At 70.1% G+C, this 15717-nt stretch carries 16 protein-coding genes; 10 read left to right on the top strand and 6 right to left on the bottom strand.

From position 1 onward, the window contains the following. Positions 1-20 precede the first annotated feature (20 nt). The 7 genes from EJO71_RS30885 to EJO71_RS30855 all read left to right on the top strand — a co-directional run bounded on the left by EJO71_RS30885 (position 21) and on the right by EJO71_RS30855 (position 6666). Positions 21-887: a dioxygenase gene (locus EJO71_RS30885; protein ID WP_125952469.1), complete on the top strand. Its 867-nt coding sequence runs from the start codon at positions 21-23 to the stop codon at positions 885-887. Positions 888-905: 18 nt separating this feature from the next. Next, the gene (locus EJO71_RS30880) at positions 906-1670 is read left to right on the top strand and encodes an SDR family oxidoreductase (RefSeq protein ID WP_125952468.1); all 765 of its coding nucleotides are present in this window, start codon (positions 906-908) and stop codon (positions 1668-1670) included. Continuing rightward, the gene (locus EJO71_RS30875) at positions 1667-2557 is read left to right on the top strand and encodes a 3-keto-5-aminohexanoate cleavage protein (protein ID WP_125952467.1); all 891 of its coding nucleotides are present in this window, start codon (positions 1667-1669) and stop codon (positions 2555-2557) included. Before EJO71_RS30880 ends, EJO71_RS30875 begins: the two co-directional genes overlap by 4 nt. 3 nt (positions 2558-2560) lie before the next feature. Next, entirely contained in the window at positions 2561-3568 is a 1008-nt protein-coding gene (locus tag EJO71_RS30870) for a zinc-binding alcohol dehydrogenase family protein (RefSeq protein ID WP_240651571.1), read from the top strand. Positions 3569-3588: 20 nt separating this feature from the next. After that, positions 3589-3945, top strand: coding sequence for a cupin domain-containing protein (locus EJO71_RS30865; protein WP_125952466.1), 357 nt, complete (start codon positions 3589-3591; stop codon positions 3943-3945). A 62-nt stretch (positions 3946-4007) separates the two neighbouring features. Beyond that, positions 4008-4997, top strand: a complete 990-nt coding sequence (locus tag EJO71_RS30860) for a tripartite tricarboxylate transporter substrate binding protein (RefSeq protein WP_125952465.1) — start codon at positions 4008-4010, stop codon at positions 4995-4997. Position 4998: 1 nt separating this feature from the next. Then, positions 4999-6666 (top strand): amidohydrolase, encoded by a 1668-nt coding sequence (locus EJO71_RS30855; protein ID WP_125952464.1) that lies wholly within the window; start codon positions 4999-5001, stop codon positions 6664-6666. Positions 6667-6674: 8 nt separating this feature from the next. On the opposite strand, the gene EJO71_RS30850 is transcribed toward EJO71_RS30855, so the two are convergent. The 3 genes from EJO71_RS30850 to EJO71_RS30840 form a co-directional block, all read right to left on the bottom strand. Then, complete coding sequence (locus EJO71_RS30850; protein WP_125952463.1) at positions 6675-7250, bottom strand: uracil-DNA glycosylase family protein; 576 nt, start codon at positions 7248-7250, stop codon at positions 6675-6677. Positions 7251-7254: 4 nt separating this feature from the next. After that, complete coding sequence (locus EJO71_RS30845; RefSeq protein WP_125952462.1) at positions 7255-8082, bottom strand: isocitrate lyase/phosphoenolpyruvate mutase family protein; 828 nt, start codon at positions 8080-8082, stop codon at positions 7255-7257. Positions 8083-8143: 61 nt separating this feature from the next. Then, positions 8144-9061, bottom strand: a complete 918-nt coding sequence (locus tag EJO71_RS30840; RefSeq protein WP_125952461.1) for a LysR substrate-binding domain-containing protein — start codon at positions 9059-9061, stop codon at positions 8144-8146. Between the two features lie 138 nt (positions 9062-9199). On the opposite strand from EJO71_RS30840, the gene EJO71_RS30835 reads away from it, so the two are divergent. Then, entirely contained in the window at positions 9200-10072 is an 873-nt protein-coding gene (locus EJO71_RS30835; protein WP_125952460.1) for a fumarylacetoacetate hydrolase family protein, read from the top strand. 35 nt (positions 10073-10107) lie between these two features. Then, positions 10108-10722, top strand: coding sequence for a VOC family protein (locus EJO71_RS30830; protein WP_125952459.1), 615 nt, complete (start codon positions 10108-10110; stop codon positions 10720-10722). A 22-nt stretch (positions 10723-10744) separates the two neighbouring features. Here EJO71_RS30830 and EJO71_RS30825 read toward each other — a convergent pair whose 3' ends face one another. Genes EJO71_RS30825 through EJO71_RS30815 form a run of 3 tightly spaced genes read right to left on the bottom strand, consistent with a single transcriptional unit; the run spans position 10745 to position 14673 of the window. Further along, entirely contained in the window at positions 10745-12130 is a 1386-nt protein-coding gene (locus tag EJO71_RS30825) for an L-serine ammonia-lyase (protein ID WP_164546944.1), read from the bottom strand. A gap of 4 nt (positions 12131-12134) precedes the next feature. Beyond that, the gene (locus EJO71_RS30820) at positions 12135-13304 is read right to left on the bottom strand and encodes a M20 aminoacylase family protein (RefSeq protein ID WP_125952457.1); all 1170 of its coding nucleotides are present in this window, start codon (positions 13302-13304) and stop codon (positions 12135-12137) included. Positions 13305-13332: 28 nt separating this feature from the next. After that, the gene (locus EJO71_RS30815) at positions 13333-14673 is read right to left on the bottom strand and encodes a DUF3100 domain-containing protein (RefSeq protein ID WP_125952456.1); all 1341 of its coding nucleotides are present in this window, start codon (positions 14671-14673) and stop codon (positions 13333-13335) included. A gap of 126 nt (positions 14674-14799) precedes the next feature. Here EJO71_RS30815 and EJO71_RS30810 point away from each other — a divergent pair, with 126 nt between their 5' ends. Next, complete coding sequence (locus tag EJO71_RS30810) at positions 14800-15717, top strand: LysR family transcriptional regulator (RefSeq protein ID WP_125952455.1); 918 nt, start codon at positions 14800-14802, stop codon at positions 15715-15717.

The raw sequence follows: 15717 nt of genomic DNA, 5'->3' as shown, positions 1-15717 counted from the left end.
AACGATTGCACAAACCTGCCATGAACATCGCCACCTCCCCCCATTCGGTGCTGGGCCATGTGCTCGACGCCATGAAACACACCCCCGACCCGCGGCTGCGCACCGTGATGGAAGCGGTCACCCGCCACCTGCACGCGCTGGTCCAGGAAGTGAAGCTGACGGAAGAAGAGTTCGAGCAGGCGCTCGAATTCATCGTCGCCATCGGCCACGCCACCGGCGAGACCAAGAACGAGGTGGTGCTGGCGGCGGACATCCTGGGCGTGTCGACCGTGGTGGCGCTGCAGAACAACCAGGACCCGCACGGCGAATCACCGGCCGCGCTGCTCGGGCCGTTCTGGCGCGCGAATGCGCCGGCCTGCACGCTGGGCGAGAGCATCGCGCGCTCGGGCACGCCGGGCGTTCCGCTCGAGGTGACGGGCACGGTGCGCGACCACGAGGGCCGGCCGGTGGCCGATGCCACCGTCGACGTGTGGCAGGCCTCGCCCGTGGGCCTCTACGAAAACCAGGACCCGGCGCAGGAAGACATGAACCTGCGCGGGCGCTTCGCCACCGACGCCGAGGGCCGCTTCCACTTCCGCAGCGTGCGCCCCGCCGGCTACCCGGTGCCGACCGACGGCCCCTGCGGCGTGCTGCTGCGCGCGCAGAAGCGCCACCCGAACCGGCCCGCGCACCTGCACTTCATGGTGAGCAAGCCGGGCCACAAGGTGCTGATCACGCAGGTCTTCGCCGATGACGACGAGAACCTGGAGAGCGACCCGACCTTCGGCGTGACGCGCCGGCTGATCGGCCGCTTCGCGCTCGCGCCTGACGGAAAGAGCGCTTCGCTACACCACGACTTCGAGCTCGAGCCCGGCGAGATGAAGTTCCCGCGTCCCCCCATTCCTTGAACTACTTCCCATACTGACATGAGCTTCGATCCTGTCTCCAGACTAGACGGCAAGGTCGCCGTCATCACCGGCGGCCTCGGCGCCATCGGCTACGCCACGGCCACGCGCCTCGCAGCGCTCGGCGCCACCTGCGTGCTGTTGCACCGCAAGGGCGACGATGCCGCGGCCCGCGCGGCCGCCCTGCCCTCGGCCAACGGCCAGCGCCATGCGGCGATCCGCGCCGACATCGTCGACACGCCGAGCCTCGTCGCCGCCGCGGCCGAGGTGAAGGCCACGCTCGGGCGCTGCGACATCCTCGTCAACAGCGCTGGCCACACGAAGCCGGTGCCGGCCGCCGACCTCGACGCGCTGACAGACGAGCTCATCGACGACATCGTGCGCTCCAACTTCCGCGGCGTGTTCGCCACCATCCGCGCCTTCGCGCCGATGCTGAAGGCGAGCGGCGACGGCCTCGTGGCCAACATCTCGTCCATCGCGGGCTTCACGGGCGTGGGCAGCAACCTCGCCTACGTGGCGGCGAAGGCCGGGCTCGACGTTGTGGGCGATGCGCTGGCCAAGGCGCTGGCACCCGCCGTGCGCGTGGTGTCGATCTCGCCGGGTGCGGTGGAATCGGGCTTCGTGCCCGGGCGCGGCGCGGAGTTCGCCAGCAAGATGGCCAGCACCACGCCGCTGGGCCGCATCGGCCAGCCCGAGGACGTGGCCGCCACGGTCGAGGCGCTGGCCACCACCATGCGCTTCGTGACCGGCACGCGCATCGTGGTCGACGGAGGGCGCCACCTGTGAACAACGCCAAGACCCTCATCACCTGCGCCGTCACGGGCAACCTCGTGAAGCCGGAGCAGACGCCGCACCTGCCGATCACGCCGGTGCAGATCGCCGACGAATGCCTCGCGGCGGCCGAAGCCGGTGCCGCACAGGTTCACATCCACGTGCGCAATCCCGAGACCGGCAAGCCCTCGATGGAAGTCGAGCTCTACCGCGAGGTGGTGGACCGCATCCGCCGCGGCAACCGCGAGCTGATCGTCAACCTCACGACCGGCCCGGGCGGGCGCTTCATCCCGAGCGAGGACGACCCGAAGGTCGCCGCGCCCGGCACCACGCTGCTGCCGCCCGAGAAGCGCGTGGAGCACATCGCGCTCATCCGGCCCGACGTGTGTTCGCTCGACCTGAACACCATGAACTCCGGCCCCGACGTGGTCATCAACACGCCGAAGAACGTGCGGCGCATGGCGAAGGTGATGCGCGAGGCGGGCGTGAAGCCCGAGCTGGAGATCTTCGACTCGGGCGACATCAACCTCGCGCTCGACCTCATCGCCGACGGCACGCTCGACGGCCCCGCCATGTGGACCTTCGTTCTCGGCGTGAAGTACGGCTTCGCGCCCACGCCCGAGACACTGCTCTATGCGCGCAACATGCTGCCGCGCGGCGCCTTCTGGAGCGCCTTCGGCATCGGCCGCATGGAGTTCCCGATCGTCGCGCAGGCCTGGCTGCTGGGCGGCCACGTGCGCGTGGGCATGGAGGACAACATCTACCTTGAGAAAGGCGTGCTCGCCGAGAGCAATGCGCAGCTGGTGGCGAAGGCGCGCGACATCCTCCTGAGCCTGGGCGGCGAAGTCGCCAACCCGCGCGAGGCCCGCGTCATGCTGGGCCTGCCCGATGCGAGGAGCTGAACGATGAGCGCAGCAGCCATGCATGCAACCCACAGCTCGCGCGCATTGCGCGTGAACGAAAAAGCCACCGACCTCGACGCGTTGCGGCTCGAAGCGGCGCCGCAGACCGAGCCGGTGCCGCCGCCCGGCCATGCCGTGGTGCGCATCGCGGCCGCCGCGGTGAACCCCAGCGACGTGAAGGCCACGCTGGGCATCATGCCGCAGGCGGTCTGGCCCCGGACGCCGGGCCGCGACTTCGCGGGCACCGTGGTGAGTGGCCCTTCGGAGTGGATCGGCCGCGAGGTCTACGGCTCCGGGGGCGACGTCGGCATCACGCGCGACGGTTCGCACGGACGTTATCTCGTGCTGCCGGAGCAGGCACTGCGCGCCAAGCCCCGGGGCATCTCGATGGACGAGGCCGGCGCGGTGGGCGTGCCCTTCGTCACCGCCTACGAAGGCTTCCGCCGCAGCGGCATGCCGCAGGCCGGGCAGACGGTGCTGGTGCTGGGCGCCAACGGCAAGGTCGGGCAGGCGGCGGTGCAGCTCGCCTCGCAGGCCGGCGCGCGCGTGATCGCTGTGCAGCGGCACGCCGGGCCTTTCCAAGGCTTCGCGGCCGGACCGGTGGACACGATCGACGCGCGCCACCATGCCGACGTGGGCGCGCGGGTGCGCGAACTCACCGACGGGCGCGGCGCGAACATCGTCTACAACACCGTGGGCAGCGCCTACTTCGAGGCCGCCAACAAGGCGATGGCCAAGGGCGCGACGCAGATCTTCATCGCCACGCACGACCGCGCCGTGCCCTTCGACATCTTCGCGTTCTACCGGGGCATGCACACCTACGTGGGCATCGACTCGCTGGCGATGGACTGCGTCGCCAGCACCGCGCAGCTCGACGCCATGCGCGAGGGCTTCGAGCGCGGCACGCTGAAGCCCTTCCCCGTCGCGCGCGGCTTCTCGCTAGACGAAGCGATCGACGCCTACCGGCTGGTGCTCTCGGGCAGCACCGACCGCGTCGTGCTTCGCCCCTGAACTCTTTCCGGAGCACATCCATGCACGTCACCCGCTTCAGCGAGGCGCCGCACTACGAGGCGCCCAACCACTTCGACATGCGCTGCCTGCGCCTGCAGGGCAAGGAAGCCGGCCCCTCCACGCAGATGTGGATGGGCATGAGCCAGATCCTGCCCGGCGGCCACACCGGCCTCGACGGCTCGCCGATGGAAAAGCTCTACCTCGTGCTCGAGGGCCAGCTGCACGTGGTCGGCGAGATCGACGGCGCCCGCCAGGAAGAGGTGCTCGGCCCCTACGACAGCTGCCGCTTCGCGCCCGGCGAGAAGCGCCAGCTCGAGAACCGCACCAACCGGCCTGTGCTGGTGGCGCTGGTGATGCCGAACGCGCCACCCGTGTAACCGCCCCCTCCTTTTCCCGGTCATTCATCGCTCAACCAAATAGATCAACGGAGACAAGACGCATGAAGAAGACTTTCAACCGGAGCCGCCGCCAGACGCTGGCCATGGCGGCGGCATTCGCGGCCTGCGCGCTCACCGGCGCGCAGGCGCAGGGCCCATGGCCCGGCACCCAGCCAGTGAAGCTGGTGGTGCCCTTCACCGCAGGCAGCGGCACCGACATCGTCGCGCGCCTCGTGGCCGAGAAACTCGGGCCCGCGCTGGGCACCAGCGTGATCGTGGACAACAAGCCCGGCGCGGGCGGCACGCTGGGCGCAGCCATCGTGGCCAAGGCGCCGGCCGACGGCTACACGCTGCTCGTGCACTCGGCCGGCCACCTCGTGAACCCGTGGATCTACAAGGGCCTGTCGTACGACACCATCAAGGACTTCACCGGCATCACGCCGATGGCCAGCCTGCCCAACGTGCTGGTGACGGCGCCCTCGCACTTCTCGGACGTGAAGGACCTCGTGGCCAAGGCGAAGGCCAAGCCCGGCGGCTTGAACTACGGCTCCGCGGGCAACGGCTCGGCCACGCACATGAACGCAGAGGTGTTCCGCCTCGCGGCCGGCGTCGACGCGCAGCACGTGCCCTTCCGCGGAACGCCCGAGGCGATGACCGAGGTGATGGCCGGGCGCGTCGACTGGTTCTTCGCGCCGATGGTGTCGGCCCTGCCGCTGATCCAGACCGGCAGGCTGCAGGCACTCGCCGTGGGCACGGGCAAGCGCTCGTCGGCATTGCCCAATGCGCCCACCACGGTGGAGGCCGGCGTGCCAGGCTCCGAGTACCTGTTCTGGGTGGGCCTGTTCGCGCCCGCGAAGACGCCGCAGCCGGTGGTCGACCGCCTGCAGGCCGAGGTCGCAAAGATCATGGCGTCGCCCGAGCTGAAGGAGCGACTGGAGAAGCTGGGCGCCGAGCCGTTCACGATGCCTTCGGCGCAATTCAACAAGTTCATCGTCGACGAGACGGCCAAGGCCCAGCAAGTGGTCAAGGCCGCCAGCATCAAGGTCGACTGAGATGGCACGCACGCTCCTCACGGCGGCGGCCATCGCCGCCAGCCTGCTGCTGCCCGTTGCGGCGCAGGCGCAACCGGCCGACCTTGTCGTCACCAACGCGAAGATCGCCACGCTCGACGCCGCCGGCACCATGGCGCAGGCGATCGCGGTGCGCGACGGCCGCGTCGTGGCCGTGGGCAGCGCGGCGCAGATGGGCGCTTTCACGAGCCCCACGACACGCACCGTCGACGCGGGCGGCCGCACCGTCATTCCGGGCCTGATCGACTCGCACATGCACGCGGTGCGCGCGGCGCTGAGCTACTCGACCGAGGTCAACTGGATCGGCGCCGGCACCATCGCCGAGGCGATGGCGCGCATCCGCACCGCCGCGGCGAACGCGCGTCCCGGCGGCTGGCTGATCGTGGCCGGCGGCTGGACCGAGCAGCAGTTCGCCGAACGCCGCCGCCCCACGATGGCCGAGCTGCAGGAGGCCGCGCCGAACAACCCCGTGTACGTGCAGCTCTTCTACGAGGCAGTGGTGATGACGCCCAAGGCGCTGGAAGCGCTGGGCGTCGCTCCGGGCACGCTGCCCGCCGGCATGAAGCCCACGCCCGACGGCGCGCCGGGCTGGATGAGCGGCGACATCGTCGGCATCTCGGCGCTCTTCGACAAGCTGCCCAAGCCCACCTACGACGACAACCTGGCCGGCACGCGCGCCTTCTTCACCGAGCTGAACCGCCTCGGCATCACCGGGCTGGTGGACCCGGGCGGCTTCAGCATCGCGCCTTCGCAGTACGCGGCGCTGTTCGAGTTGTGGCGCGAGAAGGCGCTGACGCTGCGCGTGGCCTACAGCGTGTTCGCGCAGAAGCCCGGCGCCGAGCTGCAGGAGTTCCGCGATCTCACGCAGATGCTGCCGATGGGCTTCGGCGACGACATGTTGAAGTTCAACGGCCTGGGCGAACGCGTGACGCTCGCGATGTACAACAACAACTTCCCCGACGAGGCGGCGAAGGCGAAGTTCTACGAGCTGATCAAGTGGGCCGCGCAACGCAAGCTGGCCGTCACCATCCACTGGCAGGAGAACGGCTCGGTCGACCATCTGCTGGGGCTGTACGAGAAGCTGAACGCCGAAGTGCCGATCAAGGACCTGCGCTGGTCCATAGCCCACCTCGACGACGCCTCGCCCCAGACGCTCGCGCGCATGAAGGCGCTGGGCATCGGCTGGACCATGCAGGACGCGATGTACTTCCAGGGCGACCGCGCGCTCGCCATGCGCGGCGAGGCCGCACGGCGCATGCCGCCCATAGGCACCGCGCTGCGCTCCGGCGTGAACGTGGGCGCCGGCACCGACGCGCACCGCGTGGCCTCGTACAACCCCTTCGTCGCGCTGCAGTGGATGCTCGACGGCAAGACCGTGAGCGGCAAGGCCATGCGCGGCCCCGACGAGACGCCCACGCGCGAGCAGGCGCTGCGCCTGTACACCGCCGGCAGCGCGTGGTTCAGCTTCGACGAAGCAAGGCGCGGCACGCTGGAAGTGGGCAAGCTCGCCGACTTCGCCGTGCTCGACCAGGACTTCTTCAGCGTGCCGCTGGAGCGTATCGGCAAGACGACATCGCTGATGACGGTGGTGGGCGGACGCGTGGTGTACGCGGCGAAGCCCTTCGGCGCTGCAAGCGGTCCTGCGCCCTGAGGCGCTCCTTACAGGGCCAATGCGCCCCGCACCCGCTCGCGCAGCACCGGCAGCACATCGCTCTCGAACCACGGATGGTGCTTGAGCCAGCCCGTGTTGCGCGGCGACGGATGCGGCAGCGGAATGAAGCGCGGCGCGTAGTCGGCGAAGGCCTGCACGGTCTCGGTGACACCGGCGTTCGCCTTCCTGCCCAGAAAGTGGCGCTGCGCGTACTGGCCGATGAGCAGCGTCAGCTCGATCTGCTTCATCTGCGCGAACAACCTGTCGTGCCAGAGCTCGGCGCACTCCCTGCGCGGCGGCAGGTCGCCGCTCTTGCCGCGACCCGGGTAGCAGTAGCCCATCGGCACGATGGCCACGCGCGCGGCTTCGTAGAACACCGTGCGGTCGATGCCGAGCCAGCGGCGAAGCTGGTCGCCGCTGCGGTCGTTCCATGGCACGCCCGTCTGGTGCACCGTGAGGCTGGGCGCCTGCCCAACGATCAGCAGCCTGGCGCTCGTGCTGGCCTGCACCACGGGGCGCGGCCCCAGCGGCAGGTGCGCCTCGCACACGCGGCAGGCGCGCACCTCGGCCAGCAGCGCTTCCACGGACTCAGCCGGCGAAGGGCTTGAAGAAAGCGTTGAGCTCGGCGCCCGGTGCTGCGTCGGCGAAACCATCGAAGCGCCCCTCCGCCAGCGTGCGCGCGGCGCGGATGAAGCCGCCCCAGGCCGCGCGCGCCAGGCCGCCGCCCACGCTCACGCGCCGCACGCCGAGTTCGGCGATGTCCTTCATCGTGAGTTCGCTGGGCGCGCCCACGAGCAGGTTGACCGGCTTGCCTCCCGCGGCGGCGACCACGGCGGCGATCTGCTCGCGGGTCTTGATGCCGGGGGCGTAGAGGCAATCGGCACCCGCGTTGGCATAGGCCTTGAGCCGCGCGATGGCGTCGTCGAGGTCGGGCCGGCCGACGAAGAAGTTCTCGGCGCGGCCGACCAGCAGCACGTCTGCACCCGATGCATCGATGGCCTTGCGCGCGGCGCGCAGGCGCTCGACCGCCACGTCGATGGGAAAGAGCGGATCGGCGGCGTTGCCCGTCGAGTCCTCGATGGACAGGCCGGCCACGCCCATCTCGATGGCGAGGCTCACGCTCTCGGCCACGCCGCGCGCGTCGGCGGCGAAGCCGTTCTCGAAGTCGGCGTTCACCGGAAGGTCGGTCGCTTCCACGAGTTCGCGCAGGTGCGCCAGAATGTGCTCGCGCGACATCGCGCCGTCCGCATGCCCCTGCGACCAGGCGAAGCCCGAGCTGGTGGTGGCCAGCGCCTTGAATCCCAGCCCTTCGAGAAAGCGCGCGCTACCCGTGTCCCAGGGGTTCGGGATGACGAAGCAGCCTTGTTGATGGAGCGCGCGGAAGTCGGCGCGTTTTTCGGCGATGGTGCGGGTCATGGCGGAGTTCGGCTTTCTTTCTTGTTGCGTGGGTGAGAAAACAGGACGGCAGGAAGGGCGGTCAGGATACGCCGGCCCCCGGTTCCGCAGCGCCCGGCGGGTTTTGCAGCAGGTGGTCGATGAAGGCGCGCACCGCCGGCAGCATGCCGCGGCGCGAGGCGAAGGCGGCCTGGATCTCGCTCGCCGCGCAGGCCCACTCGCCGCACAGGCGCAGCAGCCGGCCATCGGCAAGGGCATCGCGGCACATGATCTCGGGCAGCAGCGCGAGCCCCATGCCCTGCTCCGCCAGGTGCCTCAGCGCGAACATGTCGTCGGTCACGAAGTGCGGCGTGAAGGCGAAATCATGCGACTGGGCACCGCGCTCCAGTGCCCAGCGGTAGCGCTCGTTCTCCGCGGGCAGCGACAGCACGGGCCACGCGGCCAGGTCGGCGAGCGACTGCGGCATGCCCAGCCGCTCCACCAGCGCGGGGCTGGCAAGCAGCACGTCGACGGTGCTGCCCAGCGGGCGCGCGACCAGGCTCGAATCCTCGAAGGGCGGGCGCCGCACGCGCAGCACCACGTCGATGTTCTCCTGCAGCGGGTCGACGCGGCGGTTGCTCACCTCCAGCTGCAGCCGCACGCCGGGAAAGGCGCGCATGAAGGACGGGATCAGCGGCGTGAGCCAGAACTGCGCGAGCGTGAACGGGCAGCTCACGCGCAGCAGGCCCTGCGGCTGCGCGGTGGCCTGCCGAGCCACGTCGAAGGCTTCCTCGCCGGCCGCCACGGTCGCCTGGCAGCGCTCGTAGAACTGCCGTCCGACGCTCGTGAGCAGCAGCCGTCGCGAACTGCGCTGCAGCAGGCGCACGCCGATGCGCTCCTCGAGGAGCGACACGCGCCGGCTCAGGCGCGACTTTGGAATGCCCAGGTGCCGGCTCGCGGCACTGAAGCCCTGCTGCTCGACCACATGGGCGAAAAGGGCGAGGTCGTTGAAGTCTTCCATGTCTCTTCCGGTCTTTTTAGGTCTTCTTCGTTCTGCTGGAGGAACGATCCGTTCTCTTATGGCGAATTGCTCCGCGTTCGTTCCACCAGCATCATCGATCGGACACCTCCCGGTCAACCACCTGCCCGCGCACACGCCATGAAACTCGCCAGCTTCCACCATCGAGACACGCTTCGCTTCGGCGTGGTCCGAAACGACGATGAAATCGCCGACCTGAGCGCGCAGCCCGGCGCGCCGGCGGGGCTGCTCGAACTGCTCGCGCGCGGCGACGAAGGCATGGCCTGGCTGCACGCAGCGCTGGCCGATGCGCCGCGCCTGGCCTTGTCCGAGGTGCGGCTGGCCGCGCCGATTCCCGCGCCGCGCAAGTTCCTCGGGCTCGGCGGCAACTACGCCTCGCACCTCGAGGAAGCCGCGAAGCTCGGCCTGACGCGGCCGCCGGGGCAGGTATGGTTCAACAAGCAGGTCTCGTGCGTGACCGGCCCCTTCGACGCGGTGCACAAGCCCCGCGTGTCCGACCAGTTCGACTACGAGGGCGAGCTGGGCGTGGTGATCGGCCGGCGCTGCCGCCATGTTCGCGCCGAGGACGCAATGGCCATGGTGGCCGGCTACGTGGTCGTGAACGACATGAGCGTGCGCGACTGGCAGATGCGCGCGCCGACGCACACGCTGGGCAAGTCCTTCGACACGCACGGGCCCTTCGGCCCCTGGCTGGTGACGCGCGACGAGATCGCCGATCCGCACGCGCTGCGACTGCGCACCTGGGTCAACGGCGAGCTGCGGCAGGACGGCAACACGGCGCAGATGATCCACCGCATCGAGGCCATGCTGGTCGAGCTGAGCACCGCCTTCACGCTGGAGCCGGGCGACGTGCTGAGCACCGGCAGCCCCGCCGGCGTCGGCGGCCTGATGGACCCGCCGCGCTACCTGGTTCCGGGCGACGTGGTGCGCGTGGAGATCGAGGGCATCGGCCGCATCGAGAACCGCGTGATGGCCGAGCCCGACGCCACCTGAACGCACCGCCATTCGAAGAAGAAAAGGAGACACCCATGAACGACGAAATCGCGTTGCCCGCGCGCCGGCCCCTGCCCGACTTCGCCCGCACCGCGCTGCGCCCCGTCAAGCTCGCGCACGTGGTGCTGCGCGTGGGCGAGCTCGAGCGCTCGCGCGACTGGTACCTGGAAGTGCTGCAGGCCCGCGTGGCCTTCGAGAACGCAATGCTGTGCTTCCTGAGCTACGACGACGAACACCACCGCGTCGGCCTGATCGCGCCGCCGGGGCTGAAGCACGAGGCCGACGCGAGCACGGGGCTGGAGCACATCGCCTTCACCTACGGCTCGCTCGGCGAGCTGCTGGCCAACCACCGGCGGCTGGCGGCCCACGGCATCCTGCCCTACTGGTGCATCAACCACGGGCCGACGATCTCGATGTACTACCGCGACCCCGACGGCCACCGGCTGGAGCTGCAGCACGACGTGTTCGAGACGGCCGAGGAAGTCGACGGCTTCTTCGCGGGCGGCGCCTACGCCGAGAACTTCATGGGCGTGGTGTTCGACCCCGTCGAGCTGGCCGCGCGCTACGAGGCCGGCGAGCCGCTGGCTTCGCTCTCCGCGCGACCCCGGCTACCCGCAGGCAAGGGGCCGTGGGACATGTTCGTGCCCTGAGCCCGGCGCGACCTGAGGGCGCTCAGCACTCCACCACGTTGACCGCGAGGCCGCCGAGCGAGGTTTCCTTGTAGGTCGCCTTCATGTCCTCGCCGGTCTGCTTCATGGTGCGGATCACCGCGTCGAGCGACACGTAGTGGCTGCCGTCACCGCGCAGCGCCATGCGCGCCGCGTTGATGGCCTTCACCGCGCCCATCGCATTGCGCTCCACGCACGGTATCTGCACCATGCCGCCGACCGGGTCGCAGGTGAGGCCCAGGTTGTGCTCCATGCCGATCTCGGCCGCGTTCTCGACCTGCGCCGGCGTGGCGCCGAGCACCGCGGCCAGCGCGCCGGCCGCCATCGAGCAGGCCACGCCGACCTCGCCCTGGCAGCCGACCTCGGCGCCCGAGATGGAGGCGTTGGTCTTGTAGAGCATGCCGATGGCCGCGGCGGTGAGCAGGAAGTCGACGATGCCTTCGTTGCTCGCCTGCGGCACGAAGCGCTGGTAGTAGTGCATCACCGCGGGCACCACGCCGGCCGCGCCGTTGGTGGGCGCAGTGACCACGCGGCCGCCGGCGGCGTTCTCCTCGTTCACCGCCATCGCGAAGGCGTTGACCCAGTCCATCGCCGCGAGCGGATCGGCCGCACCGGCCTGCGCCAGCAGTTCGCGGTGCAGCTCGGGCGCGCGGCGGCGCATGCGCAGCGGGCCGGGCAGCGCCTGCGCGGCCAGCGGGTTGTCGATGCCGAAGCCGCGCTGCACGCACTGCTGCATCACGCTCCAGATGCGCAGCAGGCCGGCACGCACCTCGGGCTCGGGCCGCCACACGCATTCGTTGCGCATCACCAGCTCTGCCACCGACAGGCCGTTGCCGCGGCATTGCGCCATGAGTTCGTCGCCGGTCGAGAAAGGATGCGGCACGGCGGCCGCCGCCGCCACCGTGGCGGCCACGGCCTGGCCGCCCTCGACGACGAAGCCGCCGCCGACCGAGAAATACGTGCCCTCGGCCAGCGCGCCGCCATCGGCCGCGAAGGCGGTGAAGCGCATGGCGTTGGGGTGTTCGGGCAGCGACTCCTCGCCGCGGAAGGCGATGTCGCGCACGCGGTCGAAGTCGATGGGCGTGGTGCCCAGAAGGCTCAGTTGGCCGGTGCGGCGCAGCGCCTCCAGCCGGGGCTGCACGGTCTCGGGCCGCACGGTGTCGGGCGCGTCGCCGAAGAGCCCGAGGATCACGCCCTGGTCGGTCGCATGGCCGTGCCCGGTGGCCCCTAGCGAACCGAACAGGTCCACATGCAGCCGCGCCACCTGCGCGAGCACGCCGCGCCGCTCGAGCGACTGCGCGAACATCAGCGCCGCGCGCATCGGCCCCACGGTGTGCGAACTGGAGGGGCCGATGCCGATCTTGAAGATGTCGAAGACTGAGAGCATCAGCGCATCATGCGGCCGGAAGCTGCTGTTTGACCAGTGCCACCCAATAGGCCGCGCCCAGCGGCAGGATGTTGTCGTTGAAGTCGTAGTACGGGTTGTGCACGTTCGGGTCGTTCGGGCCCTCGCCCGCGCCGATGCCGATGTAGGCGCCCGGGCGCTTCTGCAGCATGAACGCGAAGTCTTCCGAGCCCATGGCGGGCGGGATGTCGGTGTGCACCTGCGCGAGCTCCACCAGGCTGGCGGCCGCGGCGATGGCGGCATCGGTCTCGGCGGGCGTGTTGACCACGCCGGGGTAGCCGCGGCGGTAGTCGAGCGCCACCTTCGCGCCGTGCGTGGCGGCCACGCCGTCGCAGATCTGCTGCATGGCGGCCTGGGTCTTGTCCTGGATCGCGGGGTCGAGCGTGCGCACGGTGCCGCGCAGCACCACGGTTTCGGGAATCACGTTCCAGGTGTCGCCGCCGTGGATCTGCGTGACGCTCACCACGGCCGAGTCGGTGGCGCCGGTGCGGCGGCTCACGATGGTCTGCAGCGCATTGACCAGCTGGGCCGAGACCACCACCGAGTCGATGCCGGTCTCGGGCATCGCGCCGTGGCTGCCCTTGCCGGTGACGACGATCTCGAAGGTGTCGAGGAAGGCCGTCATCGTGCCCTTGCGGATCGCGAACCGGCCGCGCGGCAGGCTCGGGAAGTTGTGCATGCCGTAAACGGCGTCGGCCGGGAACTGCTCGAACAGGCCCTCGTCGACCATCACGCGGCCGCCGCCCTCGTTTTCCTCGGCGGGCTGGAACACGAAATGCACCGTGCCCTTGAAAGGCTTGTGACGCGACAGGTGCTCGGCCGCGCCCAGCAGCATGGCCGTGTGGCCGTCGTGGCCGCAGGCGTGCATCTTGCCGGCGCACCTCGAGGCGTGCGGCTGCGTGCCCAGCTCCTGCATGTTCAGCGCGTCGAGGTCGGCGCGCAGCGCGATGCCCGGGCCCTCGCCGTTCTTCAGCGTGCCGACCACGCCGGTGCCGGCCAGGCCGCGATGCACGGGCAGGCCCATCAGCATCAGCGCGTTGGCGACGACGTTGGCGGTGCGGTGCTCCTCGAAGGCGGTCTCGGGGTTGGCGTGGATGTCGCGGCGCCAGCTCAGCATGCGGGCGCGGGTGTCTTCGGCGATTTCGGGGTCGCGGTACATGGCTTTGGGGTTCTCTCGTGGGACGGGGTCAGTGGAAGAATTCGGCGATCACGGTCGCGCCGAGGAAGGTGCCGGCGGTGGCCGTCAGCGACACCACCACGATGCGCCAGCCCAGCTGGCGGAACACCGGCAGGTCCTTCGCGACCGAGAAGCCGGCCAGCGCGAGCACCGGCGTGGTGAAGGCCAGGAAGTTGAGCTTGGCTGTGATGGCGATGAGCGCGTCGGAGAACGGAAACAGCCCCGGAATGCCGGCCAGCGTGGCGACCACCGACAGCACCAGCACCATCGGCAGGCGCGGCACGAGGCGCTTGATGCCTTCGACGATCAGCGCAATCGCCACCACCGCGGCCATGCCTTCGAGCGACACCAGCATCGGCACCTTGTAGGTCAGCGAATTGCCGATGAGCACGCCGCCGCCCACCACCGCCCAGGCGATGAGCGTGTCGCGCAACGGCAGGGCGCCGCCATGCGCGACGCTGACCTGCGAGACGGCACCGGTGCCGGCATCCTGCGCACCGCGCTTCGAGAAGCGGCCCAGCACCGGCTCCAGCTTGCCGTAGAGCCACGAGCACAGCGGCAGCGACAGGAACAGCGTGAAGTAGAAGCCCGCCACGGTGGTCAGCAGGTTCGACGCGGCGGCAATCGCGGTGAGCTGCGGCAGCATCTCGGCCGGCTGCTGCGCGGCGATGGCGCCCAGCGCCGCCGCCATCAGGCTGCCCGAGCCCACGCCGGCGCCCATGGCCAGCGAGCGCGGATCGAAGATATGCAGGCTGGCGACGAAGCCCGCCAGCACCGCAATGAAGAGCGCGCCCAGCACCGTGCCGGTGATGTACTCGGCCAGCACGCCACGGCCCTCGGGTGAAGCCATGCCGTACTTCTCTCCGATGATCACGAGGTTGCCCTCGCGGCCCACCGAGAAGGTGGCGCCCACCGCCTCGCGCTTGATGCCCAGCAGCAGCGCCAGCGGCAGGCCCAGCGCCAGGGTGCCGAGCGCATGGCCGAACTCCTGGAACAGCAGCGCCCAGCCGGCCTGCTTGACCTGCGGCAGCGCGGCGCCGACCGTAAGACCCAGCTTCACCACGAAGAGCAGCAGGCCCGCGTTCAGCAGGCCGCCGGCGAACGACTGCTCGGCGGTCGCCACGCGCACCACGCCCGGCACGCGACGATGCGCGATGCCCCATGCGGCCGCGATCAGCAGCGCCCACAGCATCGGCAGCAGCGCCACCTTGCCGGGCCCGACGCTGAACTGCACCGGCCCGATCAGTTCGGCTGCGGCCACGATGGCCAATGTGACGAGCGCGAGCCGGAGTTTTCCGGAAGCCGAGGAAGGAGCGACGGCAGCGAGCGTGGTGGAGGCGGCGGATGTCATCGGTGGGGCATCTTGTGGCGCAGTACCTGCGGGGTACCGGCGAGTGTCAGGGTGCGGGCCTATTGCATCAATGGCCGTGAATCGACATATTCGTTGCATTCAATGCAACACTCAGGAGACCGGGCCATGGACGACAGGCTCGACACGCGCCGCGTGCGCTACTTCATGCAGGTGCTCGACAGCGGCTCCGTGCGCGGCGCCGCCGAGGTGCTCGACATGGACCCCTCGGCCGTGAGCCGCGCCATCGGCATCCTCGAGCAGGAGTGCGGCCTGCCGCTGCTGGAGCGCCACGGACGCGGCGTGGTGCCCACCGACGCGGGCCAGATGCTGGCGGGCTACGTGCGGCGCCAGAACAGCCAGAAGCAGCACCTGATGGCGCAGATGGACGGCATCCGCAAGATCGAGCGCGGCCACATCGACATCGTGGCCGGCGAGGGATACGTCGACTGGCTCATGCGCCACAGCCTGCGCGACTTCATGACCACGCACCCGAAGATCACCATCGACCTCGACGTGGCGAGCACCGACGAGATCGTGCAGCGCGTGGTCGAGGAACGCGCCCACATCGGCATGCTGTTCCAGCCGCCCAAGGACGAGCGGCTCACGTCGCACCAGTCGCACTCGCAGCCGATCCAGGCGCTGGTGCTGGCCTCGCACCCGCTCGCGCAACTGGGCCGGCCGCTGAAGCTGAACGACCTGCTGCCCTACGCGGGCGCCACGCTGCACCGCAACTTCGGCGTGCGCCAGCACATCGAGGCCGCCGAGATCAGCGAGGGCGTGCGCCTGCCCTCGCTGCTGACCACCACCTCGTTCAGCGCGCTTGGCCATTTCGTGTCGGCCGGGCTGGGTTATGCGCTGGGCACGCGCATCTCGCTCACGCCGAGCGCCACCAACCCCGAGCTGGTCGAGCTGCCGATGAAGAACCCGCTGCTGTCGCAGGGGCGCTCGCACATCGTGTCGCGGCACGGCCGCATGCTGTCGCCGGCCGCGGCCGAACTGCTGCGCTGCGTGGTGGCCGACATGCGGCGGCATGCCGCCGCATGA

Origin of the sequence: Variovorax sp. 679, from assembly GCF_003952185.1 — a bacterium.
In the GTDB taxonomy this organism is placed as follows: domain Bacteria; phylum Pseudomonadota; class Gammaproteobacteria; order Burkholderiales; family Burkholderiaceae_C; genus Variovorax.
The sequence above is the reverse complement of the archived record's forward strand: the minus strand, read 5'-3'. Positions and strand labels throughout refer to the sequence as shown.

Coding starts and splice junctions, on each gene's coding strand:
- EJO71_RS30885 (WP_125952469.1), top strand. CDS start 21: ATGAACATCGCCACCTCCCCCCATTCGGTGCTGGGCCATGTGCTCGAC.
- EJO71_RS30880 (WP_125952468.1), top strand. CDS start 906: ATGAGCTTCGATCCTGTCTCCAGACTAGACGGCAAGGTCGCCGTCATC.
- EJO71_RS30870 (WP_240651571.1), top strand. CDS start 2,561: ATGAGCGCAGCAGCCATGCATGCAACCCACAGCTCGCGCGCATTGCGC.
- EJO71_RS30865 (WP_125952466.1), top strand. CDS start 3,589: ATGCACGTCACCCGCTTCAGCGAGGCGCCGCACTACGAGGCGCCCAAC.
- EJO71_RS30860 (WP_125952465.1), top strand. CDS start 4,008: ATGAAGAAGACTTTCAACCGGAGCCGCCGCCAGACGCTGGCCATGGCG.
- EJO71_RS30855 (WP_125952464.1), top strand. CDS start 4,999: ATGGCACGCACGCTCCTCACGGCGGCGGCCATCGCCGCCAGCCTGCTG.
- EJO71_RS30845 (WP_125952462.1), bottom strand. CDS start 8,082: ATGACCCGCACCATCGCCGAAAAACGCGCCGACTTCCGCGCGCTCCAT.
- EJO71_RS30840 (WP_125952461.1), bottom strand. CDS start 9,061: ATGGAAGACTTCAACGACCTCGCCCTTTTCGCCCATGTGGTCGAGCAG.
- EJO71_RS30835 (WP_125952460.1), top strand. CDS start 9,200: ATGAAACTCGCCAGCTTCCACCATCGAGACACGCTTCGCTTCGGCGTG.
- EJO71_RS30830 (WP_125952459.1), top strand. CDS start 10,108: ATGAACGACGAAATCGCGTTGCCCGCGCGCCGGCCCCTGCCCGACTTC.
- EJO71_RS30820 (WP_125952457.1), bottom strand. CDS start 13,304: ATGTACCGCGACCCCGAAATCGCCGAAGACACCCGCGCCCGCATGCTG.
- EJO71_RS30815 (WP_125952456.1), bottom strand. CDS start 14,673: ATGACATCCGCCGCCTCCACCACGCTCGCTGCCGTCGCTCCTTCCTCG.
- EJO71_RS30810 (WP_125952455.1), top strand. CDS start 14,800: ATGGACGACAGGCTCGACACGCGCCGCGTGCGCTACTTCATGCAGGTG.